The following is a 23,111-nucleotide window of genomic DNA, read 5'->3' as shown; positions in this document are numbered from 1 at the left end:
TACCCGGCAGCTTGCTACGCTCGCCGAAAAGGGAGACGGATGATGTTGAAAACACTGGTGATGATCGCATTGGTCGCGGTGGCCCAAGCCCCGTCCGACCCGCATCTGCCGCCCAAGGTGGTCGACACAATCGCCCCCGCCCTGCCCGCAGGATTGAAGCATGGCGTGCTGATCGTCTCCAAGACCAATGGCTGGCGGCATTTCGAGCATATCCCGCATTCCAACGCCGTCCTGGCCGACATCGCCAAGCGGCTCGGCCGTCCCAGCTTCACCACCGAGAATGCCGCCGTCTTCAACGACGACCAGCTCTCCCATTTCTCGGTCGTCGTCCTGAACAGCGCCAGCGGCGAATTCATGACCGCGGAGCAACAGGCGGCCCTCGCCCGCTTCGTCGCGCGTGGCGGCGGCGTGGTCGCGCTGCACGCGGCGGGCGATAACAGCCATACTTCGCCCTGGTATGTCGACACGATCATCGGCACGACCTTCACCGGCCATCCGAACGGCGCGGATCATATCCAGCCCGCCCGGGTCGAGATCGTCCAGCCGCGCCACCCGATCATGGCCGGGGTGAAGACGCCCTGGACGCCCCGCGACGAGTGGTACAGCTTCGATAGCAATCCGGCGACCAAGGGCATGACCGTCCTCGCCCAGCTGGACGAGGCGAGCTACCGTCCCGGCGAGCGCCTGCGCATGGGAACCCACCCGATCATGTGGATCAACCCGCGCACCAAGGGCCGGGTCTTCTATTCAGCGCTGGGGCATGAGCCCGAACTCTATGACGATCCCGACTATCACCGCATCCTGGCCAACGCGATCCGCTGGGCGGCGGGGACGTGATCAGCACTCGACGACGTTGACCGCGAGACCGCCGAGGCTGGTTTCCTTATACTGGGATTTCATGTCCTCGCCGGTCTGGCGCATCGTCTCAATCACCTGGTCGAGGCTGACGATATGGTTGCCGTCACCATGCAGCGCCAGATAGGCGGCGTTGATCGCCTTGATCGCGCCCATCGTATTGCGCTCGATGCACGGGATCTGCACCAGCCCGCCGATCGGGTCGCAGGTCAGGCCGAGATTATGCTCCATGCCGATCTCGGCCGCGTTCTCCACCTGCGCCGGGGTTCCGCCCAGCGCCGCCGCCAGCCCCGCCGCCGCCATCGAGCAGGCGACGCCGACTTCGCCCTGACAGCCCATCTCCGCCGCCGAGATCGAGGCGCGCTTCTTGTAGAGCATCCCCACCGCCGCCGCCGTCAGCAGCAGGGTGCGCACGCCGTCGCGGGTCGCGCCGTGGACGAACGTCTCGTAGTAGCGCAGCACCGCCGGGATGACCCCCGCCGCGCCGTTCGTCGGCGCGGTGACGACCCGGCCACCCGCCGCATTCTCCTCGTTCACCGCGAGCGCCCACAGGCTGACCCATTCGAACACCAGGCTGGGGTCGGTGCGCGGGCCCCGGTCGAGCAGCTTCTGCCGAATCGCCTGCGCCCTCCGCTGAACCTTCAACCCGCCCGGCAGGATGCCGGAGGCGGCACAGCCCCGCTCGATCGCACCGCACATCGCGTCGCGCACGCGGTCCAGAAATGTGTCGGTCTCGGCATCCTCGCGCCAGGCCGCTTCGTTGGCGCGCACGATCTGGGCGATCGACAGGCCGGTCTCCGCCGTCCGCGCCAGCAATTCCGCGCCCGAGGCAAAGGGATGGGCAAGCCGCCGGTTGGTCCGCATCGGCTCGGCGCCTTCCATCCGGATCGCGCCGCCGCCGATCGAATAGAAGCGGCGGACGACCGCGCTGCCGTCGGGCAGGAAAGCGGTAAACACCATGCCGTTGGGATGTGCGGGCAGGAAGCCAGGGCGGAACAGCAGGTCCGCCTCATAGTCGAACGGCATCACATGCCGCCCGTCGAGGGCGATTCGCCCCGTTTCGGCGATCTCGGCCAGCATCGCCTCGATCGCGTCGGGATCGACCGTCTCGGGCGTCTCGCCCGCCAGGCCGAGCAGCACCGCGCGGTCGCTATGGTGCCCGCGCCCGGTAAGCGAGAGCGAGCCGAACAATTCCGCCTGCACCCGATCGGGGACCAGGCCGGTGTCGAGCATCTCGGTGGCAAAGGCCTTGGCGGCGCGCATCGGGCCGACCGTATGCGAGCTGGACGGGCCGATGCCGATCGTGAACAGCTCGGTCACGCTGACGGCCGCAACGCTGTCTTCACTGCGCGGCAACATGGTTGCGGGCGCAGTCGCGGGGGTGACGGGCAAGGTCAAGATGGTTCCATTTGTTACGGCTTTGCCACTGCGTAGCGCAACCGTGCGGGGCTGACCAGCCCGCCGCCCCGATCAAGTCAGCGGCGCGAGGATCTCGAACGCCTCGGGTGCCAGCGGCTTTTCGAACTGGCAGCCGGCGGCGAAGTCGGTGGCCCAGACGACATGCGCGGCGACTTCGCCCACCTGGGGCAGGCGCAACCAAATGTCCGAGCCGCGCCGGAGCGAGGTATAGGTCTGGAGCCGCGCACCATGAACCGAGATGTCGAGCACCCGGCACAAGGCCCGGGACAGCCCGCCTCGATCCATTTCGGTATCGAGCGCCGCGGCCTTCCGCAGGGCGCGGCGGCGGTTGGTATATTCGGCGGGTTCAAATTCGGCGGCAAACATGAGGCTATGTTGCACAGCGCTGGTTAATGGACCGCAAACCGCATTTTGAAAATTTTCGTCATGCACTCGCACTCGACGCAAAAAGGCCCGGCGCTTCGCGAAGGAAGCACCGGGCCCTTTGTCGTTCACCCGAGGGGCGAGCCGATTACTTGCGGAGCGTGAGACCGCCACCGAAACGCTTGTTGAAGCGCGCGACCTGACCGCCGGTGTCCAGCAGCGAGCCACGACCACCGGTCCAGGCCGGGTGCGCCAGCGGATCGATGTCGAGCTGCATCGTGTCGCCTTCCTTGCCCCAGGTCGAGCGGGTCTCGAACACGGTGCCGTCGGTCATCTGGACCTTGATCATGTGATAGTCGGGGTGCGTATCGGTCTTCATGATAATGCTCCGAAAATGGCTGGTTCCGACCAGCCTGGAAACGGGAAGCGCGGCCCATAGCGGACCGCGCGCCCTTAGTCAAAGTGCAGGAACGCCCCGCCCGTAGGCGAAGCGTTCGATCAGGCGGCCTTGGGCGGATCGGCGATCATCGCGGTGAAATTCGCCTCGGCGACGGTCACGCCGTCGATCTTGGCGACCCCTGCGAACTTGCAGACGCTCGACCGCTTCTGGACGAATTCGACCTCCAGATGGAGGAGGACGCCGGGCTCCACAGGCTTGCGGAACTTGGCGCCGTCGATCGCCATGAAATAGACGAGCTTGCCCGACCCGGCGAGGCCCAGGCTTTCCACCGCCAGAACACCGGCGGCCTGCGCCAGCGCCTCGACGATCAGCACCCCCGGCATGATCGGACGGCCGGGGAAGTGCCCCTGGAAAAAGCCCTCGTTGATCGTCACCGCCTTCACCGCGCGGATCGACGTGTCGAGGACGATTTCCTCGACACGATCGACCAGCAGCATCGGATAGCGGTGCGGCAGGGCCGCCATGACCCGCCCGATATCGAGCGGGCCCATGGTGGTCTTTTCCGTCTCGCTCACAGGGCTATTACCGGCCGCTGTTCTGGCGACGGGCAGGCGCCGGGGCGGCGGCGGCCGGAGCGGTCGCGGCGGGAGCGGCACCCTGCTGCTGACCCTGCTGGCCCGGCTGCCAGTTGGCGGGCGGCGTGATGCTGACGGTCGGGACCAGCTTGTCCAGCTCGGCGGTCACGGCCGCCGTGATGTCGGCGGTCGGCTGCATGAACAGCACCGCCTGCGGGCTGACCAGCAGGCTGACATTCTTGGCGCGCACGGCGTTCTGCACCGCTTCGCCCAGACGCGCCTGGATCTGTTCGATGGCATAGCTCTGCGCACGGGCGGCGGGCTGGGTCAGGCGAGCGAGTTCCTGCTCACCGGCCTGCTGCTTGGCCTGGATCGATTCGGCCTGGGTGCGCAGCGCGGCCTGGTTGGCGTTGGGGGCCGAACGGGCGGTCTGGAACGCCTGGACGAGCGGCTCCAATTCGCGGCCGATCGCGGCGCGGCGGGTCTCGGCCTGGTCGAGCTGGGCCTTGTAGGTCGTCTCGATCTGCTGGCGGGCAGCGGTCCAGGCGCGCGAACCGGCGATCGCACCCTGCGGGTCGGCGACGGCGACGCCGTTCACCTGCGCGCTGGCGGTGGTCGCGACGGTCGCCGCCGGCGCGACGAGCGCCGCCGCGAGGAGAAGCTTGGAAATCGTCTTCATCAGAACTGCGTCCCTACGTTGAAAGTGATGAGCTTGGGGTCGTCGCCCGGCTGCGTGACCAATGCCTTGGCCAAGTCGATGCGCAGCGGTCCGAATGGTGAATTCCAGTTCACGCCGACGCCGATCGACACGCGCGGCTTCCACGTGCCGCCATAGAATTCCTCGACGGCGAAGGCGGTGTTCTGCAGCGCGACATTGGCCGTGGTGCCGGTGCAGGCCGTGCTGCCCAGCGGCGCATAGCCGGTGGCGCAGTTGGTCTGCTGGTTAGCGATGGTGGCATCGGCGGTGCTGGGCACCTGATACACCTGCCGTCCCTGGCTATCGACCAGCGGCGCCGCCGCCAGCGTGGGCGATCCGTCCTTGTTGAACAGCAGCTTGCCGCTGGCATCGCGCGCCTGCGGGAAGTTGAGCGACGGCAGCGGGCGCGTGACGCCCCACAGGCTGCCCGCCTGGACATAGATGCTGGGACGCAGGCCCATTTCGCGCGCACCCGAGCCCAACGGCACTTCCAACTCGGCACGGGCCAGATAGTAAGCGCGACCGCCCAGCGAGTCGTCGACGATCTGATTGCGATCGGTCTGCTTGGTCTGGCTGCCATCGGCACCGATTACATAGGGAATACGCAGCACGCGCGGGCCGACGCCGCGAATGTCGAAGCCACGGAACTGCGGCTCGCCCAGATAGAAGCGGTCGACGATGCGGACCGGATCGATGCCTGGCCCCCGGCTGCTTTCCAGCGAGTGGATATAACCACCCTCGCCCTGCACCGAGAACACGAAGCCCTTGCCGAGCCCCTTGAACTTGGCACCCTGCGCGCGGGTACGGATATATTTCACGTCACCGCCCAGACCCGCAAAGTCCTGGCTGAACGAGAATTGCTGACCGGCGGTCGGGCGCAGGCGGCTGTTCAGGCTGTCATAGATCAGCGAGTAGCCGACCGACGAGGTCCAGCGATTGCCGATCGAGTCGCAGAGATAGCGACCCGCCGACTGATAGTTACAGGTGCCGTCGGCGTTGAAGAAGGACGAAGCCAGACCGACCTGATCATAGGTCAGGCCATAGCGGCCCGACAGCGACCAATATTCGGTCAGCGGCACACCCGCTCGCACCTGGAAGCCGGTCGACACCTGGCTATAGGTCGTCTGACGGGTGGTGCCCAGATAGTTGAACGAGTTGAAGTCGCGGCGGAACACGTCGACGCCCAGCGCGATATTCTTGTCGAAGACATAAGGCTCGGTGAAGCCCAATTCGATCGACTTGGAATAGGCCGAATAGTTGACGCCAGCGCGCAGTTCCTGGCCCTTGCCGCGGAAGTTGCGCTGGGTGATGTTCGCTTGGATAATGAAGCGTTCCAGCGACGAATAACCCGCCGACAGCTGCAACGAGCCGGTCGACTGTTCCTCGACATTGGTTTCCAGCACGATCCGGTCGGGGGTCGAGCCCGGGTTCTGCTTGATCTCCAGCTTTTCCTGGAAATAGCCCAGCGAGTTGATGCGATCCTGGCTGCGGCGAACCTGGAAGCTGTTGAAGGCGTCACCCTCGGCCACGCGGATTTCGCGGCGAACCACCTTGTCCTGCGTCTGCGTGTTGCCGTTGATGTCGATCCGCTCGACATAGGTGCGCTTGGCTTCGGCGATGTTGAACGTGACCGACATGGTCAGCGCGTCCTTGTCGCGCTGGATGTCCGGCTCGACATTGGTGAAGGCGTAACCGAACAGGCCCGCCGTCTGGCTGAGGCTGTCGATCGAATCCTCGACCAGCTTGGCGTTATACCACTCGCCCTTCTTCATCGGCAGCGAGGCAGCCAGCTTGGCATTGTCGAAGTCGCGAATCTGGCTGTCGACCTTCACGTCGCCGAACTTGTAGCGCGGACCTTCCTCCACCACATAGGTGATGATGAAGTCCTTCTTGTCCGGCGTCAGCTCGGCCACCGCGCTGGTCACGCGGAAATCGGCATAGCCGTTGGTCAGGTAGAATAGGCGCAGCTTCTGCTGGTCGGCAGCCAGGCGGTCCTGGTCATAGCTGGTGGCCGAAGACAGGAAACGGAACCAGCGCGACTGCTTGGTGTACATCGCACCACGCAGTTCGTCGTCGGAGAATTTCTCGTTGCCGATGATGTTGATCTGGCGGACCTTGGATTTGGGCCCTTCGCTGATCTCGAACACCACGTCGACGCGGTTCTGGTCGAGATTGACCATCTTCGGATCGACCACCGCGCCGAAACGGCCCTGGCGACGGTACAGCTCGACGATACGAGCGACGTCCTGGCGAACCGCGGTCCGGGTGAAGATCTGCCGCGGTGCGAGCTTGATCTCCTTCTTGATCTTGTCTTCCTTCAGGCGCTTGTTGCCCTCCAGAATGACCCGGTTGATGATCGGGTTCTCGCGCACACGCAGCACGATATCGCCGCTCTCGACGCCGGTGATCGAGAAGTCGGCGAACAGCTCCGACGCCTGAAGGTCCTTCAGCGCTTGGTCGAGCGTTTCGGGCGTATAGGGCATGCCGACACGCAGCTTGGTGTAGGACAGCACCGTCTCCGGCTCGATACGCTGTGCGCCCTCGACGCGGAGCGTCTTGATCGTCCGCACCGGCGCTGGGGCCACCACCGGCGTGGGGGCGGCACCCGCCCCCGGCACGGTCGGCGCGGTCTGCGCCCAGACGGGAACACCGGACAGCATCGTGCCCGCCAGCAATATGGCGCCCGCGCGCACAGTCTTCATACCCGTCATTGCTGTCACCAAACCCACCCCAGAAAAGTCGAACCGACCCCTGTCGTCGTCGCGCCCTGCCCCATCGGCGTCACCCGATCAAGCCAGCGATATTTTTCCATAGCCCGAAATTGCCGAGATCGTTGAACGTCACGAACAGCATCAAGGCCAGGATCGCGATCAAACCGCCACGAAACGCCCATTCCTGGGCCGCCGGCTCCAGGGGACGTCGCCGCACCGCTTCGATCGCATAGAAGAAAAGATGACCGCCATCCAGCATCGGCACTGGCAACAAGTTGATGAACCCCAGATTGATGGAGACCAGTGCGATGAAGAAAACAAAGGAGTCGAGCCCAAGTGAGATCTGCTCCCCCGAAACCTTGGCGATAGAGAGTGGCCCGCCCAGTTCCTTGGCCGAGCGGCGACCGGAAATCACCTGGCCCAGCGTTTCGACCATCATATGGACGATCTCGCCGGTCCGCTCGACCGCGACGACGGGCGCGCGGAGCAGGCTGACCGGGCGGACATCGACCGTCCCTGCGCCGCGCAGGCCCAGACGGCCGACGCGATATTCGTTGCCGAAGCGGTCGTGCTGAACGTCGGTGCCGATCGTGGCGTCTGTGGTGAAGGGCGTACCGCCGCGCGTCGCGGCGATCGTCACCCGTTCGCCAGCGCGAATCTGCACATAGCGGGCGATGTCGGAAAAGTCGGAGACGGTCCGGCCGTCGATCGCGGTCACGCGGTCGCCGGGACGCAACGTCGTGGTCGCCGCCGCACTGCCCGGCATGACCTGACCGACGACCGGCGGCACCACCATCTCGCCATAAGCATAGGCAAAGCCCGCCAGGATCAGGATCGCCGCCACGAAATTGATCGCCGGGCCGGCCGCGACGATGATCGCACGCTGCCACACGGGCTTGGCCTGGAACGTCCGCGCGCGTTCTTCGGGCGGCAGGGACAGCCACGCTGCATCCGCCTGGCTCGCCGGGTTCATGTCACCAGCGAATTTGACATAGCCGCCCAGCGGCAGCCAGCCGACCTTCCACCGCGTGTCACGCTTGTCGGTAAAACCGAGGATCTCGCGCCCGAAACCGATCGAGAAGGTCTCGGCCTTCACGCCGAAAAGTCGCCCGGCGAGATAATGCCCCATCTCGTGCACGAACACGAGCGGGCCGATGGCAAGGACAAAGGCCAGGATGGTCAACAACAGGCCGGGGGTTTCGCTCAAACGATGCAATCCTCAACGCGCTCGGCCGCCAGTCCCCTCGCTTCCGCATCGACGGCGATCACCGCGTCGAGCGTTTCCGGCGGGGCCGGGTCGTAGCGATGGAGAACATCCTCGACGATTGCGGCAATTTCGAGGAAGCCGATGCGCCGGGCCAGAAAAGCTGCGACCGCGACCTCGTTGGCGGCATTGAGAATGGCCGGCGCAGCGCCCCCCGCCTCCAAAGCAGCCCGGGCAAGGCGCAGCGCGGGGAAGCGCACTGGATCGGGCGCGGCAAAGTCCATCCGGCCCAGCGCAACGAGATCGAGTGGTGCCATCGGCGTCGGCATCCGGTCCGGCCAGGCCAGGCAATGCGCGATCGGCACCCGCATGTCCGACGGCCCCAACTGGGCCAGCATAGACCCGTCGACATAATCGACCGCCGAGTGGATGACCGATTGCGGGTGGAGGACGATCTCGATCCGGTCGGACGGCACGGGGAACAGGCGGGCGGCCTCGATCAGCTCCAGCCCCTTGTTCATCATCGTCGCCGAATCGACTGAGATCTTCGCACCCATCGACCAGTTGGGGTGCGCCACTGCCTGTTCGGGCGTGACGCGGCGCATTTCTTCGGTCGTCCACTGGCGGAACGGGCCGCCGCTGGCGGTGAGGACGATGCGGCGAACCCGCTCGGGCCGCGCGAAATCAAAACATTGGTAGATGGCGTTATGCTCGCTGTCGGCGGGCAGGATCGTCGCCCCGGCCTTGGCCGCCGCCGCCAGCACCACCTCGCCCGCCGACACCAGCGGTTCCTTGTTGGCGAGCACCACCGTTCCGCCATTGGCGATCGCCGCCATGGCAGGCTCCAGCCCGGCACAGCCGACGATCGCGCCCATCGTCCAGTCGGCATGAAGTGCTGCCGCCTCGATCACCGCCGCACGGCCACCCGCGACCTGCGTCTCGGTCCCCGCCAGCGCATCGCGCAAATCGGCCAGGCAGCGTTCATCTGCGACCACGGCCAGTTCGGCATTGGTCCGCTTCGCCGCCGCCGCCAGCTTGGCGACGTCGCAATTGGCGGTCAGCGCGCGGACGCGGTACCGGTCCGGCTCGCGCTCGATCAGGTCCAGCGTGGAGGTGCCGACCGAACCGGTCGCCCCCAGAATCGTCACGCTACGCATCAGAAAAGGTCCGGCAGAAAGATCAGGAGCGCGGCGATCGGCGCGACCGGCACGATGCCGTCCAGCCGGTCCATCACACCGCCATGGCCGGGCAGGACATTACCGCTGTCCTTGACCCCTGCCCGCCGCTTCAGCCCGCTCTCGAACAGGTCGCCGCCCTGCGCCAGCACCGCCAGGACCGGCGTCGCGATGACGAGGTGCAGCGGCAGGCCATGCGCCCAGCGCATGACGAGCGCGAGCAGGGTCGCCGCTGTCACGCCGCCGATCAGGCCCGACCATGTCTTGGCCGGGCTGATCGAGGGCGCGAGCTTGGGTCCGCCGAACTGCCGCCCGACGAAGAACGCGCCGCTGTCGCACGCCCAGACCAGCGCCATCGCCCAAAGCGACAATACCAGCCCATCCTCATGCAGGCGGATCGCCAACAGCGAGAAGACCGGCAATCCGACATAGAGCGCGCCCGCCCCGAATTCCGGGCGACGCGATATGATGGTCAGGAAGAAGAAGGTGGCCGCGATCAACCCCAGCGCGAAAAAGCCTGGCCCGGCGGCCAGCCCTGGCGCCATGATGGCGAGCGGCACCGACAGCGCGAACTGCGCCAGTCGCTTCTGCTTGGCGTCGACCTTCAGCAGGTCCGACCATTCGGCCATCATGAACAGACCGACCACGACCGCCAGCAGCCAGAAGGCCAGTCCACCCAGCGCCAGACAGACGCTCGCCACCGCGATCATCACGATGCTGGCCAGCACCCGCTTGGTCAGGTTGGACATGCTCTTGACCGGGGCCGCATCGGGCGTGCCGGTCGGCGGGATATCGGGATCGGTCACAGGCCGCCGAAACGCCGGTGTCGTCGCCCGAACTCGGCGACCGCATCGGCCAGCGCCGCTTCGTCGAAATCGGGCCAGAGCGTGTCGACGAACAGCAACTCGGCATAGGCCGCCTGCCACAGCAGGAAGTTCGACAGGCGCTGCTCGCCCGAGGTGCGGATCACCAGATCAAGCGGCGGCAGGCCGTTGGTCTGCAACTCGCCCTCGATCGCCTCGGGCGTGATCGCCTCGGCCGCCATCTCCCCGGCGGCGACCTTCAGCGCCAGCCGCCGGGTCGCCTCGACCAGTTCGGCCTGAGCGCCATAGTTCAGCGCGATGGCCAGGATCGGGCCGGTATTGGTCGACGTCCGCTCAACCGCGTCGTCAATCATCGCAACCAGATCGGCCGGGAAACGGCGATAGTCACCGATCACCCGCAGCCGCACATTGTCAGATACCAGCTCGGCCAGGTCCTTGCGCAGGAAGATGCGCAGCAGACCCATCAGGTCGCTAATCTCAGTCTCGGGCCGCCGCCAATTCTCCGACGAGAAGGCATAGAGCGTCAGCGCCTCGATCCCCTGCGCCCGCGCCGCGCGCGCGATCCGGCGCACGGCATCGACCCCGGCCTTGTGACCGGCGAAGCGGGGCAGCAGACGGCGTTTAGCCCAGCGGCCATTGCCGTCCATGATGATCGCGACGTGACGCGGGACCGCACCCGTATCGGGCACGGCCACCAGCGACCCCAGAGCCGTCTGGGCCGAGGCGGCCGGAGGACTCACTTGCCCAGGATTTCCTTTTCCTTGGCCGCCGCGGCTGCATCCAGCTCGGCGATGGTGGCGTCGGTCAGCTTCTGCACCTCGGTCTCGTGGCGCTTGCGCTCGTCCTCGCCGAAGACGCCCTTTTTCTCGTCGACCTTCAGGCTGTCCATGCCGTCGCGGCGGACGTTGCGCACCGCGATGCGCGCGCCCTCGGCGTACTTGCCGGCCAGCTTGGCGAGCTCCTTGCGGCGCTCCTCGGTCAGGTCGGGGATCGGCAGGCGCAGCGTCTGGCCGTCATTGATCGGGTTCAGGCCCAGACCCGCCGAGCGGATCGCCTTTTCGACCGACGACACGTTCGACTTGTCCCACACCTGCACCGACAGCATGCGCGGCTCGGGCGCGGAGACGGTCGCGACCTGGTTCAGCGGCATGTGGCTGCCATACACCTCGACCGTCACCGGATCGAGCAACGCCGTCGAGGCGCGGCCGGTGCGCAGGCCGTTCAGGTCGTGCTTCAGCGATTCGACCGCGCCCTGCATGCGGCGCTCGAGGTCGGACTTGTCATAGGCTGCCATGATTTTAAGCTCCTGCGTTCTGGACGATCGTCGACACACCCTTGCCCGACAGCACGGCACCGAAATTGCCATGTTCGCGGATGTTGAAGACGACGATCGGGATATTGTTGTCGCGGCACAGCGCGATGGCCGAGGCGTCCATGACCTTCAGGTCGTCGGACAGGACCTTGGAATAGCTGACTGTGTCGTAGCGGGTGGCGGTCGCGACCTTCTTGGGGTCGGCATCGTACACGCCGTCGACGCTGGTGCCCTTGAACAGCGCATCGCACTTCATCTCGGCAGCGCGCAGCGCGGCGCCGCTGTCGGTGGTGAAGAAGGGCGAGCCGACACCGGCGGCGAAGATCACCACGCGGCCCTTTTCGAGGTGGCGCATCGCACGACGACGGATGAAGGGCTCGCACACGCTCGACATCGGGATCGCCGACTGGACGCGGGTGTCGACGCCGATCTGCTCCAGCGCGTTCTGGACCGCCAGCGCGTTCATGACGGTCGCCAGCATGCCCATATAATCGGCGGTCGCCCGCTCGATCCCCTTGGCCGCCGCCGACAGACCGCGGAAGATGTTGCCGCCACCGACGACGATGCACAGTTCATAGCCCTGTGCGCGGACATCGGCGATCTCCTGCGCCACGCGCGCGGTGATGTCGGGCGAGATGGCCAGACCACCCTCGCCCATAAGGACTTCGCCCGACAGTTTCAGAAGGATACGTTTGAAGGGCGGGGTCGTCATTGTTTCTCGTGTCTTGGCCATGAAAGTGGCGCGGACCTTAGGCGGCGACCGGGCGGCGGGCAACCATGGAGCGGCGGGTTGCGGGGGTTTTTGTGCCCGCCATTCTTCCCCTTTGACGATGGGGAGGAATGCGCAGACCCATAAACGCAAAGGGAGCGGCCACCCTGCGGCGGCCGCTCCCCTCAATCCATCACCGTCCCATCAAGGGACGATCCCGGAATTACGCCTTCTGCGGCACGCCCGAAGCGGCGGCGACTTCGGCGGCGAAGTCCGACGCTTCCTTCTCAATGCCCTCGCCCAGCTGGAAGCGGACATAGTCCACCAGCTTGATCTCGGCACCGGCGTCCTTGGCGGCCTTGGCCACCACGTCGCTGATCTTGGTCTTGCCGTCCATCACGAACAGCTGGCTGACCAGCGCGTGCTCCTTGCGGTACTTGGCGATGCCGCCCTCGACCATCTTGGCGATGATGTCGGCGGGCTTGCCCGACTCGGCGGCCTTTTCGGTCGCGATCGCGCGCTCACGCTCGATCTCGGCCTCGTCCAGGTCTTCCTCGTTCAGCGCCTTCGGGAAGGCTGCCGCGACGTGCATGGCCAGATCCTTGCCCAGCTTCTGCAGAACCTCGTCCGAGGCATCCGACTCCAGCGCGACCAGCACGCCGATCTTGCCCAGGCCCGTTGCCTGCTGATTGTGGACATAGGACACGACCGCGCCCTTCGACACTTCGAGGCGCTTGGCGCGACGCAGCGACTGGTTCTCGCCGATGGTGGCGATGTTGTTGGTCAGCACTTCGGCAACGGTGCCGCCCTGCGGCATCGCTTCGTTCTTCAGCGCCTCGACATCGTCGCTGGTCTTCAGCGCGATCTCGGTCACGTCCTTCACGAACGCCTGGAATTGGTCGTTCTTGGCGACGAAGTCGGTTTCCGAGTTCACTTCGACGGCAGCGCCGACGGTGCCGCTGGTGGCGACGCCGACCAGACCTTCGGCGGCAGTACGGCTCGACTTCTTCTGCGCGGCCGCCAGACCCTTCGTGCGCAGCCAATCCAGCGCGGCGTCCATGTCGCCAGCGGCTTCGTTGAGCGCCTTCTTGCAGTCCATCATGCCCGCGCCGCTCTTTTCGCGCAGGTCCTTGACCATCGCTGCGGTGATATCGGCCATTGTCTCAATCCTCTGTCTGAAAAGGGGGATGCGGGTAGGGCCGCCCCATCGGAGGCGGCCCTTAGCACGGCTTGCATGTCAAGCCGATGTCACCGACCGGCGGGATGCCCCGTCCGGTCGATGATCGCCCCGCCCGCACCCGCGGGGCATGTCCACGCGATTACGCGTCGAGCTGACGCTCGGCCTCGACGGCCTGCTCAGCGGCGTCGGCCGGGGCGACGGCCAGCGCCTCCTCGACGGGCGGCTCGGCCATCGCGCCGAAGTCGGCACCGCTGCGGCGCTGCTGCTCGTTGTTGCCACGGGTCGCGGCAATGGCCACGGCCTCGCAGTACAGACGGATCGCGCGGCTCGCGTCGTCGTTCGCGGGAACCGGGAACGCGATGCCGTCGGGCGAGACGTTCGAGTCGAGGATCGCCACGACGGGAATACCCAGCGTGTTGGCTTCCTTGATCGCCAGCTCTTCCTTGTTGGCGTCGATCACGAACATCACGTCCGGGATGCCGCCCATGTCGCGGATGCCGCCCAGCGACAGCTCGAGCTTGTCGCGCTCGCGGGTCAGGTTCAGCACTTCCTTCTTGGTCAGGCCGTGCGTGTCGCCCGACAGCTGCTCTTCAAGGGTCTTGAGGCGCTTGATCGAGTTCGAGATCGTCTTCCAGTTGGTGAGCATGCCGCCCAGCCAGCGGTGGTTGACGAAGTGCTGGCCCGCGCGGCGAGCGGCCTCGGCGACCGGCTCCTGCGCCTGGCGCTTGGTGCCGACGAACAGGACCTTGCCACCGCCAGCGACGGTCGAGCTGATGAACTCCAGAGCGCGCGCAAAGAGCGGCACGGTCTGCGACAGGTCCAGGATGTGGACGCCGTTGCGGTCGCCAAAGATGTAGGGCTTCATCTTCGGGTTCCAGCGGTGGGTCTGGTGGCCGAAGTGCGCGCCGGTTTCGACCAGCTGCTGCATGGTGACGACGGGTGCCGCCATAATGTAATTCCTTCCGGTTAGTCCTCTGGGAAGCGGATGACGCGGCGGGCAAAGCCCATGCGCACCGAAATATGATGCTTCCCATGCGGTGTTGAGGGGCGCGCCCTTAGCCGATGCCCAACCCCCATGCAAGCGAACAATCATGTTCACTTTTGTTCCGGTCACTCTTGACGGCGGAACAGGATTGGAACATAGAGGGATCACAACAGGGAATGCAGGTTGATCGTCGCATAACGCCATCGCAACGACGTGGAATTGGCACGACTTATCGTGCTGTCACGAATGCGATGACGGAACTTGACGAAAATCTGAATGGTTACGGTCGGGTTAATATGCCGGACCGCAAAGTCAGGCAGGAGGCGAACATCATGATGATCGTGGTGAGTGTTCTGGTTTTCACGGGCGCGCTGGTCGCGGCCATCGCGACCATTGCGATGATGATCGCGCCGCAATGGCGTCGCATCCTGCATCTGGCCACTGGCCATGTCGAACCTGCCTTCACCCCGCTGGCGACGCTGGTGGTGGCTGAGCGTCGGATCGCCGTCAGGCGCTGGGCGGCAAGCTCGCCTGCCCCTTCGCTGGCCCGCCGCCGCGTGGCCGCTTAAGTCGGGCATAGGCGAGCATCGTGAACGGGATGCTCGCCAGATAGGCCAGGCACAAAGCGGTTAGCGCGTGCCAGGGCGCGGAGATAAGCGCCACACCAACCAGGACGATGATCGCCAGCGCCTCGAACCGCACGTTGCGGCGGAGGCGGAACGAGGTCCAGGACAGGGTGGCGACGCTCGACACCATCAGCAGCGCCACAAAGGCCACCCAAGGCGCGACGATATAGGGCGAAGCGAACAGGGGTTCCCCCGTCCAGAACCACAGATAGAGCGGTAGCATTGCCAGCCCGGCGCCTGCCGGCGCCGGAACGCCGGTGAAAAATCCGGCGGTCTTACGCGGCTGGTCCGTTACATCGAGCTGCGAGTTGAACCGAGCCAAGCGCAGTGCGCAGAACACGGCCTGTAGCACGGCACAAATCCAGCCGATGCGCGGCAGATTTTCGAGCGACCAAAGATAAAGGATCAACGCAGGCGCCACGCCGAAGGAAATGGCGTCGGAGAGCGAATCCAGCTCCGCACCGAACCGGCTTTCCCCACGCAACAGTCGGGCGATCCGTCCGTCCAGTCCGTCCAGCACGGCCGCGACCATGATCATGGTGACGGCCGCTTCCCAGGACCCGGCAATGGCGAACTTCACCCCCGTCAGCCCCGACACCAGCGCAAGCGCGGTCACCGCATTGGGAATGATCGCGCGCAAGGGAAGGCCACGGGGCGGTTCGCCAAGGGCACGGCGTCGTGCGAAACGGGGGGAAAACGCCATGTGATTGGGGCTTACTGGGCGATGCCGGTCATCGGCTTGCCGCCGACACGGCCGATCACGGTCTCACCCGCCACCGAACGCTGGCCCAGGCAAACCTGCGGCGTGACGTCATCGGGCAGATAAACGTCGACGCGGCTGCCGAAGCGGATCAGGCCGACGCGCTGACCGGCGGCGACCATATCCCCCGGCTTCACGAAGCCGACGATACGACGGGCGACCAGACCGGCAATCTGCGTGAAGCCATACTTGCGGCCATCCCGCCCCTCGACGACGAAATGCTGACGTTCATTCTCGTCCGACGCCTTGTCGAGATCGGCGTTGAGAAACTTGCCCGAGATATAGACGACCTGGCGGATAACGCCCGCGACGGGCGTACGGTTAATGTGCACGTCGAACACCGACATGAAGATCGACACACGAACCAGCGGCGCCTCGCCCAGTTCGCCGACCAGCTCGCGCGGGATCGGAACGCGCTGGATCATCGTCACCAAACCATCGGCGGGTGCGACGATCAGGTCGTCGCCCTGCGGCGTGGTACGAATAGGGTCGCGGAAGAAGGCGGCGATCCAGATGCACAGGCCGACGAACGGCCAGAACAGCACCTTGGTGATCAATGTCGCGAGCAGGGTCAGGCCCGCCCCGATCAGCACATATTTGCGCCCTTCGGGATGGACGGCGGGGAAGCGCCACTTGACGGTGGTGGTCGCGACGGGGGGCTTTTCAAGCGAAGGCATCGGGCCTGTCTACCTGTCCACCGGCCATCGCACAATCTTTTCGGTTCGCCCCGGCCCTTTCTCGTTGCAAGCGGGGTGGTTGATCCGCCGCGCCCCCTCCCCTAGACGCTTGCCCAAACCCGCCTAATCTGAAGGATGCGCATATGGCGAAGATCAAGGTAAATACCCCCGTCGTGGAGATCGACGGCGACGAAATGACCCGGATCATCTGGGAATGGATTCGCGAACGCCTGATCAAGCCCTATCTCGACATCGAACTCGCCTATTTCGACCTGTCGGTTCAGAATCGCGACGCGACCGCCGACCAGGTGACGATCGACAGCGCCCACGCCACGCAGAAGTACGGCGTCGCGATCAAGTGCGCGACCATCACCCCCGACGAGCAGCGCGTCGAGGAGTTCGGCCTGAAGAAGATGTGGAAGTCGCCCAACGGCACGATCCGCAACATCCTGGGCGGCGTGGTGTTCCGCGAGCCGATCGTCATCAAGAACGTTCCCCGCCTCGTCCCCGGCTGGACCCACCCGATCGTCGTCGGTCGTCATGCGTTCGGCGACCAGTATAAGGCGACCGATTTCAAGGTCCCCGGCAAGGGCAAGTTGACCCTAAAGTGGGAAGGCGAGAATGGCGAGTCGATCGAGGAGGAGGTTTTCAACTTCCCCGCCGCCGGCGTCGCCATGGGCATGTACAATCTCGACGAATCGATCCGCGACTTCGCGCGCGCGTCGATGAACTATGGCCTGAACCGTGGCTGGCCGGTCTATCTGTCGACCAAGAACACCATCTTGAAGGCCTATGACGGCCGCTTCAAGGACATCTTCCAGGAAGTGTTCGACGCCGAGTTCGCCGAGCAGTTCAAGGCGGCGGGCATCGAGTATCAGCACCGCCTGATCGACGACATGGTCGCCTCGGCGCTGAAGTGGCACGGCGAATTCGTCTGGGCCTGCAAGAACTATGACGGCGACGTGCAGTCCGACACGGTGGCACAGGGCTTCGGCTCGCTCGGCCTGATGACCTCGGTCCTGATGACCCCGGACGGCAAGACGATCGAGGCGGAAGCGGCGCACGGCACCGTGACCCGTCACTATCGCCAGCACCAGCAGGGCAAGGCGACCTCGACCAACCCGATCGCGTCGATCTTCGCCTGGACCGGCGGCCTGAAGTATCGCGGCAAGTTCGACAACACGCCGGACGTCGTTCGCTTCGCCGAGACGCTGGAAAAGGTCTGCGTCCAGACCGTGGAGAACGGCCAGATGACCAAGGATCTCGCGATCCTAATCGGCCCGGATCAGCCCTGGATGACCACCGAGCAGTTCTTCGAGGCGATCCGCGTCAACCTCGAAACCGCGATGGCCAACTGGCAGTAACTTCTGCCAAACATGGTTAGAAAAGGGCCCGGAAACATTGTTTTCGGGCCCTTTTTTATGCCGTTACCGAATGGCGGTTATCATTATTGCCGCCCCTCCCGTTCCAGATAGGCGATGACATCCGCTCGGGCGAGCGGATCAGGCAGACCGGGAAAGCTCATCTTCGTCCCCGGCGCAAAGCGTTGCGGCGAGGTCAGCCACCGGTTCATCGTCGCGCGATCCCAACGCCCGCCGACCTTCATCAGCGCGGCGGTATAGCCGAACCTTACGCTGCCGCCCGCGACCGGCTTGCCCATGATGCCGTGCAGGTTCGGCCCCGCGCGGTCGAGTTCGCCCTTGCCGATCGTGTGGCAGGCCATGCACTGGCCGAAGGTCCGCGCGCCCGCATCGGCATCCGCGACCCGCATCAGTGCGTCGAGCGAAGGATGGGGGCCTGCCGCCTTCAACCGTTCCGCCCGCCCGTCATCGCCACAGCCACCGAGCGCCAGACAGGACAGGAGAGCGAAGGACACAGAATAACGGATCATCACCGCGCCCTAGCCCCGCCTGGCCCTCCCTCGCATTGGACGAATCGCCCCATCGTCGTTTCACCCGATTAACGACCTGACAAGCGCGACATTACCGGGCTAGTCTGTCGCCATGGCACTTCGGTTAGACAATCAGGGCTTTTCCGACGCCCTCGTGATCCTCGGGTCGGCGGGGATCGTCATTCCGGCCTTTGCGCGCTTCCGGGTCAGCCCGGTGATCGGGTTCATTCTGGTCGGGCTCCTGGTCGGCCCGGCCGGACTGGGCTCGCTCGTGCCGCACGCACCTTGGCTCTATTATCTGACCATCTCCAACCCGGGGTCGATCGAGCCCTTTGCTGAGTTCGGAATCATCTTATTGTTGTTTTCCATTGGCTTGGAACTGTCTTTTCGCAGGCTATGGGCGATGCGGCGGCTGGTGTTCGGCACCGGTGCCGCCGAGCTGATCGGGTCGGCCACGCTGATCGGCATCGCGCTCCATCTGCTGGGCCAAGGCTGGGCCGGAGCGATCGGACTGGGTCTCGCGCTGACCCTGTCCTCGACCGCGCTCGTGCTGCCACTGGTCGGCACGACGAGCCCCGTGGGCCGGGGCGCGTTCGCGATGCTGTTGTTCGAGGATCTCGCGCTGGTCCCGATCATCTTCGCGCTGGGCGCGATGGCCCCCACCGCCAGCGATGAGGGCTGGGTCGGGATTGCAGGCGTTGCACTGCGCGGCGGCCTGACCGTGGTCGCCATGTATCTGGGTGGCAAGCTGGTCCTGCCCCGCCTGTTCGCCCAGGCCGCGCGCACCAAGAGCCCCGAGTTGTTTCTCGCCGCCTCGCTGCTGGTCGTCATCGTCGCCAGCGTCGCGACCACGGCGGCGGGGCTGTCGCCGATCGTCGGTGCCCTGCTCGCAGGCCTGCTGATCGCCGAAACCGAATATCATTCGGAGGTCGAGGTGATGACCGCGCCGTTCAAGGGCCTGGCGCTCGGCGTGTTCCTGATCACCGTGGGCATGAGCCTGGACCTGCGGCTGATCGCGCGGAATTGGGATTCGCTGCTGCTCGCAGTGGTCGGGATCGTCGCGGTGAAGGCGATCGTCACCTATCTGCTGCTGCGGATCGCCCATGCCCGGCGCGGCGTCGCGGCAGAAACCGGGCTGCTAATGGGCAGCCCGTCCGAGACGACGCTGATCGTGCTGGGCACGGCGGCGCAGGCGCAGCTGATTCTGCCCTCGACCGCCAGTTTCTGGCAGACGGTGACCGCAATCGGCCTGACCATCACGCCGCTGCTCGCCAAGGCGGGCCGGGTCATATCCCGCCGGATCGAGGCGCGCAGCACTGACGCCCCGCCCGCGCCGCAGCCAGAAGCGGATGGCGGGCGGACCGTCATCATCGGCTTTGGGCGCGTCGGCAAGATGATCGCCGACATGCTGACCGTGCACGGCCAGCCCTATGTCGCGGTGGAAGCGGATATCGATTCGGTCAACGACGCGCGGCGCGCGGGCTATCCGGTGTTGTTCGGCGATGTGGCGCGGGCGGAATTGGTCGACCGGCTGGACCTGCCCGCGGCCCGCGCGCTGATCCTGACGATGGACGATCCCGTTCTCACCGTCCGGCTGGCGCGGCGTATCCGCGAAGCCGCCCCGAACCTGCCGATTATCGCCCGCGCGCGCGACATGGCGCATGCGACCGAGCTCTACCGGGCGGGCGTCAGCGAGGCAGTGCCCGAGACGCTGGAAAGCTCGTTGCAACTGTCGGAGGCGGTGCTGGTCGACCTGGGCGTCGCGATGGGGCCGGTGATCGCGTCGATCCACGAAAAGCGCGACGAACTGCGCCAAGTCATCCGGCGCGAGGCACAGCTCCAGCGGGAACCGCGTATCCGGCGGCTGCGGCGTCTGGGCGAGCAAGGGTAAATCCCTCCCCGTTCAGCGACGGGGAGGGATCAAACGGATCAGCCCAGGCGGCCAAGCGCCGCGTGCAGCCGAGCCGCTTCGGCCATCTTGTCGGCATGGTCGGCACGAGCCTTTTCCACCGCTTCGGGCTTAGCGCGTTCGACGAAGCTGGCGTTGCTCAACCGCCCGCCCAGCGCGTCGCGTTCCTTCTCGACCGCCGCAATCGCCTTGGTCAGGCGCTGACGCTCGGCGTCGAGGTCGATCACGCCTTCCAGCGGCAGGACGAAGGTCGCTTCGTCCACCACCACCTGTGCGGCCCCGCCGGTGACCCCACCTTCGGCAGCGTCGACACGCGCCAGACGCGCCAGCGCCGAAGCCTGACGGATCAGACGCGCCGTCGTACCGTCATTGGCATCGCGGACGTGCATCGGCAAACGCGCGCCCGGCGGCACGTTGAGTTCGGTCCGCGCGGCACGGATTTCACTGACCAAGCGGATCAGCCAGTCGATCTCACGCTCCGCTTCCGGGTCGAGCGCGCGGGCGTCCGCCATCGGCCATTGCGCCACGATCAGGTCGTGATCGCGCGCGCCCATGGCGTGCCACAGCTCCTCGGTGATGAACGGCATGAACGGGTGGAGCAGGACCAGAATCTGGTCGAGCACCCAGCCCGCGACCGCGCGGGTTTCCTCGCCGCCTTCTTCGCCGCCCTGCAGGACCGGCTTGATGAGTTCGAGATACCAATCGCAGAAGCGGCTCCAGACGAACTGATAGATCGCGTTAGCCGCCCCGTCGAACCGGTAATCGGCCAGCGCGAGGTCGACCGCCTGTACCGTCTTCACCGTTTCGGCGATGATCCACTTGTTGACCGCGAGGCTGGCGTTCGGTGCCTCCAGCGTGGTCGACGCGCCGATCCCATTCGACTGGGCGAAGCGCGCCGCGTTCCACAGCTTGGTCGCGAAGTTGCGATAGCCCTCGACCCGGCGTTCATCCATCTTGATGTCGCGGCCCTGGCTTTCCATCGCCGCCATGAAGAAGCGCAGCGCGTCGGCGCCGTACTGGTCGATCAGGCCCAGCGGATCGACCGTATTGCCCTTCGACTTCGACATTTTCGAACCGTCGGCGGCGCGGACAAGACCGTGGAGATACAGCGTCTTGAAGGGCACATCTTCCATGAAGTGCATGCCCTGCATCATCATCCGCGCATCCCAGAAAAACAGGATGTCGAAGCCGGAGATCAGCACGTCATTGGGGTAACGCCCCGCAAGCGTCTTGTCGTCCGTATCGGGCCAGCCCAGCGTCGCGAACGGCCAGAGCGCGGAAGAGAACCACGTATCCAGCACGTCCGGGTCGCGCAGAAGAACAATCGGCTTTTCAACTGAAAGGTTTTCAATCCACAGCTTGCTTGCCTCGCCCGGAGTGGCAGCGAAGAAGACGCGATCTGCCGCAACGCCGTAGTGCGCTGCCGCCTGTTGACGAGCGGTCTGCTCGTCTTCAGCGACGAAGACCGGCCCACGCTGATGGCCAAAGCTGTTCAGTTCTTCCGCCTCCGGCCCAAACCACGCCGGGATCTGATGGCCCCACCAGAGCTGGCGGCTGACGCACCAGGGCTGGATATTCTCCATCCAGTTGAAGAAGGTCTTCTCCCACGCCTGCGGCACGATCTTGATCTTGCCGCTACGCACGGCTTCTATCGCGGGCTGGGCCAGAGTCTTGGCGTCGACATACCATTGGTCGGTCAGCCAAGGCTCGATCACCACGCCAGAGCGGTCGCCGAACGGGGTCTGAATCGTGCGCGGCTCGGCATCGTGCTCTTCACCGTCCTTGTCGATATGCGGGATCAGGACGCCCTCGTCCTTCAACCTCGCGACGACGGCCTTGCGCGCATCAGCCGTCGACAGGCCCAGGAAGGCGTCGGGAATCAGGCCGTCCGAAGTCTGGCAGATATGCGCCTTGGCATCGAGCATGTTGAGCATGTCGCGCGCCTCGATGCCCGCACGGCGGCCGACCTCGAAGTCATTGAAATCATGGCCGGGCGTGATCTTGACCGCACCCGATCCTAGCTCGGGGTCGGCATGTTCATCGGAGACGATCGGGATCAGACGGCCGGTGATCGGCAGGCGGACCTGCTTGCCGATCATTGCGGTGTAACGCGCATCGTCCGGGTGAACCGCGACCGCCATGTCGGCGAGCATCGTCTCCGGCCGGGTCGTCGCAACCTCGATAAAGCCCGATCCATCGGCCAGCGGATAACGCAGGCGCCAGAAGCTGCCCTTCACTTCGCGCGTCTCGACCTCCAGGTCGCTGATCGCGGTGCCGAGCCCGGCGTCCCAGTTGACCAGCCGCTTGTCGCGATAGAGCAGCTTCTGGCGATGCAATTCGACGAACACCTTCAGCACCGCCTTGCTGAAGCCCTCGTCCATCGTGAACCGTTCGTTCGCCCAGTCCATCGAGCAGCCCAGACGGCGCAGCTGGCCGGTGATCTGGCCGCCGCTCTCCGCCTTCCAGGTCCAGACCTTCTCCAGGAACTGGTCGCGGGTGAAGTCGGTGCGCTTTTCGCCACGCGCATTCATCTGGCGCTCGACGACCATCTGGGTCGCGATGCCCGCATGGTCGGTGCCGACCACCCACAGCGCGTCCTTGCCCTTCAACCGGGCATGACGGACGAGGATGTCCTGCAACGTGTTGTCCAGCGCGTGGCCGATATGCAGATTGCCGGTGACGTTGGGCGGCGGGTTGACGATCGTCCAGGGCTCGGCGTTCGGGCGGTCGGGGCGGAACAGGCCCTTTTCCTCCCAATGGCCATACCAGCGGGCTTCGATTGCGGCGGGGTCGAACGTCTTGGGCAGCTCAGTCATGACGCTGCCTTAATCACCCGCGC

Annotated in this window: 22 protein-coding genes; 4 read left to right on the top strand and 18 right to left on the bottom strand. The window is 65.5% G+C overall.

The genetic code is table 11. The features are described from left to right. The first annotated feature begins 39 nt into the window (after nucleotides 1-39). Complete coding sequence (locus tag SB4_RS05920) at nucleotides 40-837, top strand: ThuA domain-containing protein (protein WP_058751813.1); 798 nt, start codon at nucleotides 40-42, stop codon at nucleotides 835-837. Here SB4_RS05920 and SB4_RS05915 read toward each other — a convergent pair whose 3' ends face one another. The 14 genes from SB4_RS05915 to rpsB all read right to left on the bottom strand — a co-directional run bounded on the left by SB4_RS05915 (nucleotide 838) and on the right by rpsB (nucleotide 14,373). Next, entirely contained in the window at nucleotides 838-2,214 is a 1,377-nt protein-coding gene (locus SB4_RS05915; RefSeq protein ID WP_058751812.1) for an L-serine ammonia-lyase, read from the bottom strand. Between the two features lie 111 nt (nucleotides 2,215-2,325). Next, nucleotides 2,326-2,640, bottom strand: coding sequence for a PilZ domain-containing protein (locus SB4_RS05910; protein WP_058717895.1), 315 nt, complete (start codon nucleotides 2,638-2,640; stop codon nucleotides 2,326-2,328). Between the two features lie 145 nt (nucleotides 2,641-2,785). After that, nucleotides 2,786-3,016, bottom strand: coding sequence for a 50S ribosomal protein L31 (gene rpmE / locus SB4_RS05905; RefSeq protein ID WP_058717894.1), 231 nt, complete (start codon nucleotides 3,014-3,016; stop codon nucleotides 2,786-2,788). Nucleotides 3,017-3,135: 119 nt separating this feature from the next. Next, a complete protein-coding gene (fabZ, locus tag SB4_RS05900; RefSeq protein WP_058717901.1) occupies nucleotides 3,136-3,588 on the bottom strand; it encodes a 3-hydroxyacyl-ACP dehydratase FabZ in 453 nt (150 codons plus the stop codon). A gap of 31 nt (nucleotides 3,589-3,619) precedes the next feature. Continuing rightward, nucleotides 3,620-4,291 carry an OmpH family outer membrane protein gene (locus SB4_RS05895; RefSeq protein WP_058751811.1) on the bottom strand — a complete coding sequence of 224 codons (672 nt, stop codon included), beginning with the start codon at nucleotides 4,289-4,291 and terminating at the stop codon, nucleotides 3,620-3,622. After that, entirely contained in the window at nucleotides 4,291-7,011 is a 2,721-nt protein-coding gene (bamA, locus tag SB4_RS05890) for an outer membrane protein assembly factor BamA (protein WP_153002948.1), read from the bottom strand. Before bamA ends, SB4_RS05895 begins: the two co-directional genes overlap by 1 nt. Nucleotides 7,012-7,090: 79 nt before the next feature. Then, on the bottom strand, nucleotides 7,091-8,227 hold the full coding sequence (rseP, locus tag SB4_RS05885) for an RIP metalloprotease RseP (protein WP_058751810.1): 1,137 nt from the start codon (nucleotides 8,225-8,227) through the stop codon (nucleotides 7,091-7,093). Further along, nucleotides 8,224-9,381, bottom strand: a complete 1,158-nt coding sequence (dxr, locus tag SB4_RS05880; RefSeq protein WP_058751809.1) for a 1-deoxy-D-xylulose-5-phosphate reductoisomerase — start codon at nucleotides 9,379-9,381, stop codon at nucleotides 8,224-8,226. The genes rseP and dxr overlap by 4 nt, the downstream gene beginning before the upstream one ends. Beyond that, a complete protein-coding gene (locus tag SB4_RS05875; RefSeq protein ID WP_058751837.1) occupies nucleotides 9,381-10,148 on the bottom strand; it encodes a phosphatidate cytidylyltransferase in 768 nt (255 codons plus the stop codon). The genes dxr and SB4_RS05875 overlap by 1 nt, the downstream gene beginning before the upstream one ends. Nucleotides 10,149-10,201: 53 nt before the next feature. Then, on the bottom strand, nucleotides 10,202-10,918 hold the full coding sequence (locus tag SB4_RS05870) for an isoprenyl transferase (protein ID WP_082670011.1): 717 nt from the start codon (nucleotides 10,916-10,918) through the stop codon (nucleotides 10,202-10,204). A 41-nt stretch (nucleotides 10,919-10,959) separates the two neighbouring features. Further along, a complete protein-coding gene (frr, locus tag SB4_RS05865) occupies nucleotides 10,960-11,517 on the bottom strand; it encodes a ribosome recycling factor (protein ID WP_042487694.1) in 558 nt (185 codons plus the stop codon). A gap of 4 nt (nucleotides 11,518-11,521) precedes the next feature. After that, nucleotides 11,522-12,247 (bottom strand): UMP kinase, encoded by a 726-nt coding sequence (gene pyrH, locus SB4_RS05860; protein WP_058751808.1) that lies wholly within the window; start codon nucleotides 12,245-12,247, stop codon nucleotides 11,522-11,524. 220 nt (nucleotides 12,248-12,467) lie between these two features. Further along, a complete protein-coding gene (gene tsf, locus SB4_RS05855) occupies nucleotides 12,468-13,403 on the bottom strand; it encodes a translation elongation factor Ts (protein ID WP_058751807.1) in 936 nt (311 codons plus the stop codon). A gap of 160 nt (nucleotides 13,404-13,563) precedes the next feature. Then, nucleotides 13,564-14,373, bottom strand: coding sequence for a 30S ribosomal protein S2 (gene rpsB, locus SB4_RS05850; protein ID WP_058751806.1), 810 nt, complete (start codon nucleotides 14,371-14,373; stop codon nucleotides 13,564-13,566). A gap of 287 nt (nucleotides 14,374-14,660) precedes the next feature. Here rpsB and SB4_RS18815 point away from each other — a divergent pair, with 287 nt between their 5' ends. Then, entirely contained in the window at nucleotides 14,661-14,978 is a 318-nt protein-coding gene (locus SB4_RS18815; RefSeq protein ID WP_241488497.1) for a hypothetical protein, read from the top strand. Here the strand turns inward: SB4_RS18815 and pssA are convergent. Further along, nucleotides 14,917-15,738 (bottom strand): CDP-diacylglycerol--serine O-phosphatidyltransferase, encoded by an 822-nt coding sequence (gene pssA / locus SB4_RS05840; RefSeq protein ID WP_058751804.1) that lies wholly within the window; start codon nucleotides 15,736-15,738, stop codon nucleotides 14,917-14,919. The genes SB4_RS18815 and pssA overlap by 62 nt on opposite strands. Nucleotides 15,739-15,749: 11 nt before the next feature. After that, nucleotides 15,750-16,472: a phosphatidylserine decarboxylase gene (locus tag SB4_RS05835; protein ID WP_058717885.1), complete on the bottom strand. Its 723-nt coding sequence runs from the start codon at nucleotides 16,470-16,472 to the stop codon at nucleotides 15,750-15,752. A gap of 143 nt (nucleotides 16,473-16,615) precedes the next feature. Between SB4_RS05835 and SB4_RS05830 the strand changes: the two genes are divergently transcribed. Beyond that, on the top strand, nucleotides 16,616-17,836 hold the full coding sequence (locus SB4_RS05830; protein ID WP_058751803.1) for an NADP-dependent isocitrate dehydrogenase: 1,221 nt from the start codon (nucleotides 16,616-16,618) through the stop codon (nucleotides 17,834-17,836). A gap of 83 nt (nucleotides 17,837-17,919) precedes the next feature. Here the strand turns inward: SB4_RS05830 and SB4_RS05825 are convergent, their stop codons facing one another. After that, a complete protein-coding gene (locus SB4_RS05825; protein WP_058751802.1) occupies nucleotides 17,920-18,363 on the bottom strand; it encodes a c-type cytochrome in 444 nt (147 codons plus the stop codon). Between the two features lie 112 nt (nucleotides 18,364-18,475). Here SB4_RS05825 and SB4_RS05820 point away from each other — a divergent pair, with 112 nt between their 5' ends. Continuing rightward, nucleotides 18,476-20,254, top strand: coding sequence for a cation:proton antiporter domain-containing protein (locus SB4_RS05820; RefSeq protein WP_058751801.1), 1,779 nt, complete (start codon nucleotides 18,476-18,478; stop codon nucleotides 20,252-20,254). Between the two features lie 38 nt (nucleotides 20,255-20,292). Here the strand turns inward: SB4_RS05820 and SB4_RS05815 are convergent, their stop codons facing one another. Continuing rightward, on the bottom strand, nucleotides 20,293-23,088 hold the full coding sequence (locus tag SB4_RS05815; RefSeq protein WP_058751800.1) for a valine--tRNA ligase: 2,796 nt from the start codon (nucleotides 23,086-23,088) through the stop codon (nucleotides 20,293-20,295). Between the last annotated feature and the right edge of the window lie 23 nt (nucleotides 23,089-23,111).

The sequence above is a fragment of the Sphingomonas sanguinis genome (genome assembly GCF_001476905.1).
Taxonomy (GTDB): Bacteria; Pseudomonadota; Alphaproteobacteria; order Sphingomonadales; family Sphingomonadaceae; genus Sphingomonas; species Sphingomonas sanguinis_B.
Note: the sequence above shows the minus strand (reverse complement) of the source record. Positions and strands in the feature narration are given on the sequence as shown.

Excerpts from the sequence above, each read along its gene's own strand:
- SB4_RS05920 (WP_058751813.1), top strand. The coding sequence starts at position 40 with ATGATGTTGAAAACACTGGTGATGATCGCATTGGTCGCGGTGGCCCAA.
- SB4_RS05915 (WP_058751812.1), bottom strand. The coding sequence starts at position 2,214 with ATGTTGCCGCGCAGTGAAGACAGCGTTGCGGCCGTCAGCGTGACCGAG.
- SB4_RS05910 (WP_058717895.1), bottom strand. The coding sequence starts at position 2,640 with ATGTTTGCCGCCGAATTTGAACCCGCCGAATATACCAACCGCCGCCGC.
- rpmE (WP_058717894.1), bottom strand. The coding sequence starts at position 3,016 with ATGAAGACCGATACGCACCCCGACTATCACATGATCAAGGTCCAGATG.
- fabZ (WP_058717901.1), bottom strand. The coding sequence starts at position 3,588 with ATGGGCCCGCTCGATATCGGGCGGGTCATGGCGGCCCTGCCGCACCGC.
- SB4_RS05895 (WP_058751811.1), bottom strand. The coding sequence starts at position 4,291 with ATGAAGACGATTTCCAAGCTTCTCCTCGCGGCGGCGCTCGTCGCGCCG.
- bamA (WP_153002948.1), bottom strand. The coding sequence starts at position 7,011 with ATGAAGACTGTGCGCGCGGGCGCCATATTGCTGGCGGGCACGATGCTG.
- dxr (WP_058751809.1), bottom strand. The coding sequence starts at position 9,381 with ATGCGTAGCGTGACGATTCTGGGGGCGACCGGTTCGGTCGGCACCTCC.
- SB4_RS05875 (WP_058751837.1), bottom strand. The coding sequence starts at position 10,148 with ATGTCCAACCTGACCAAGCGGGTGCTGGCCAGCATCGTGATGATCGCG.
- frr (WP_042487694.1), bottom strand. The coding sequence starts at position 11,517 with ATGGCAGCCTATGACAAGTCCGACCTCGAGCGCCGCATGCAGGGCGCG.
- pyrH (WP_058751808.1), bottom strand. The coding sequence starts at position 12,247 with ATGACGACCCCGCCCTTCAAACGTATCCTTCTGAAACTGTCGGGCGAA.
- tsf (WP_058751807.1), bottom strand. The coding sequence starts at position 13,403 with ATGGCCGATATCACCGCAGCGATGGTCAAGGACCTGCGCGAAAAGAGC.
- rpsB (WP_058751806.1), bottom strand. The coding sequence starts at position 14,373 with ATGGCGGCACCCGTCGTCACCATGCAGCAGCTGGTCGAAACCGGCGCG.
- SB4_RS18815 (WP_241488497.1), top strand. The coding sequence starts at position 14,661 with ATGACGGAACTTGACGAAAATCTGAATGGTTACGGTCGGGTTAATATG.
- pssA (WP_058751804.1), bottom strand. The coding sequence starts at position 15,738 with ATGGCGTTTTCCCCCCGTTTCGCACGACGCCGTGCCCTTGGCGAACCG.
- SB4_RS05835 (WP_058717885.1), bottom strand. The coding sequence starts at position 16,472 with ATGCCTTCGCTTGAAAAGCCCCCCGTCGCGACCACCACCGTCAAGTGG.
- SB4_RS05830 (WP_058751803.1), top strand. The coding sequence starts at position 16,616 with ATGGCGAAGATCAAGGTAAATACCCCCGTCGTGGAGATCGACGGCGAC.
- SB4_RS05825 (WP_058751802.1), bottom strand. The coding sequence starts at position 18,363 with ATGATCCGTTATTCTGTGTCCTTCGCTCTCCTGTCCTGTCTGGCGCTC.
- SB4_RS05820 (WP_058751801.1), top strand. The coding sequence starts at position 18,476 with ATGGCACTTCGGTTAGACAATCAGGGCTTTTCCGACGCCCTCGTGATC.
- SB4_RS05815 (WP_058751800.1), bottom strand. The coding sequence starts at position 23,088 with ATGACTGAGCTGCCCAAGACGTTCGACCCCGCCGCAATCGAAGCCCGC.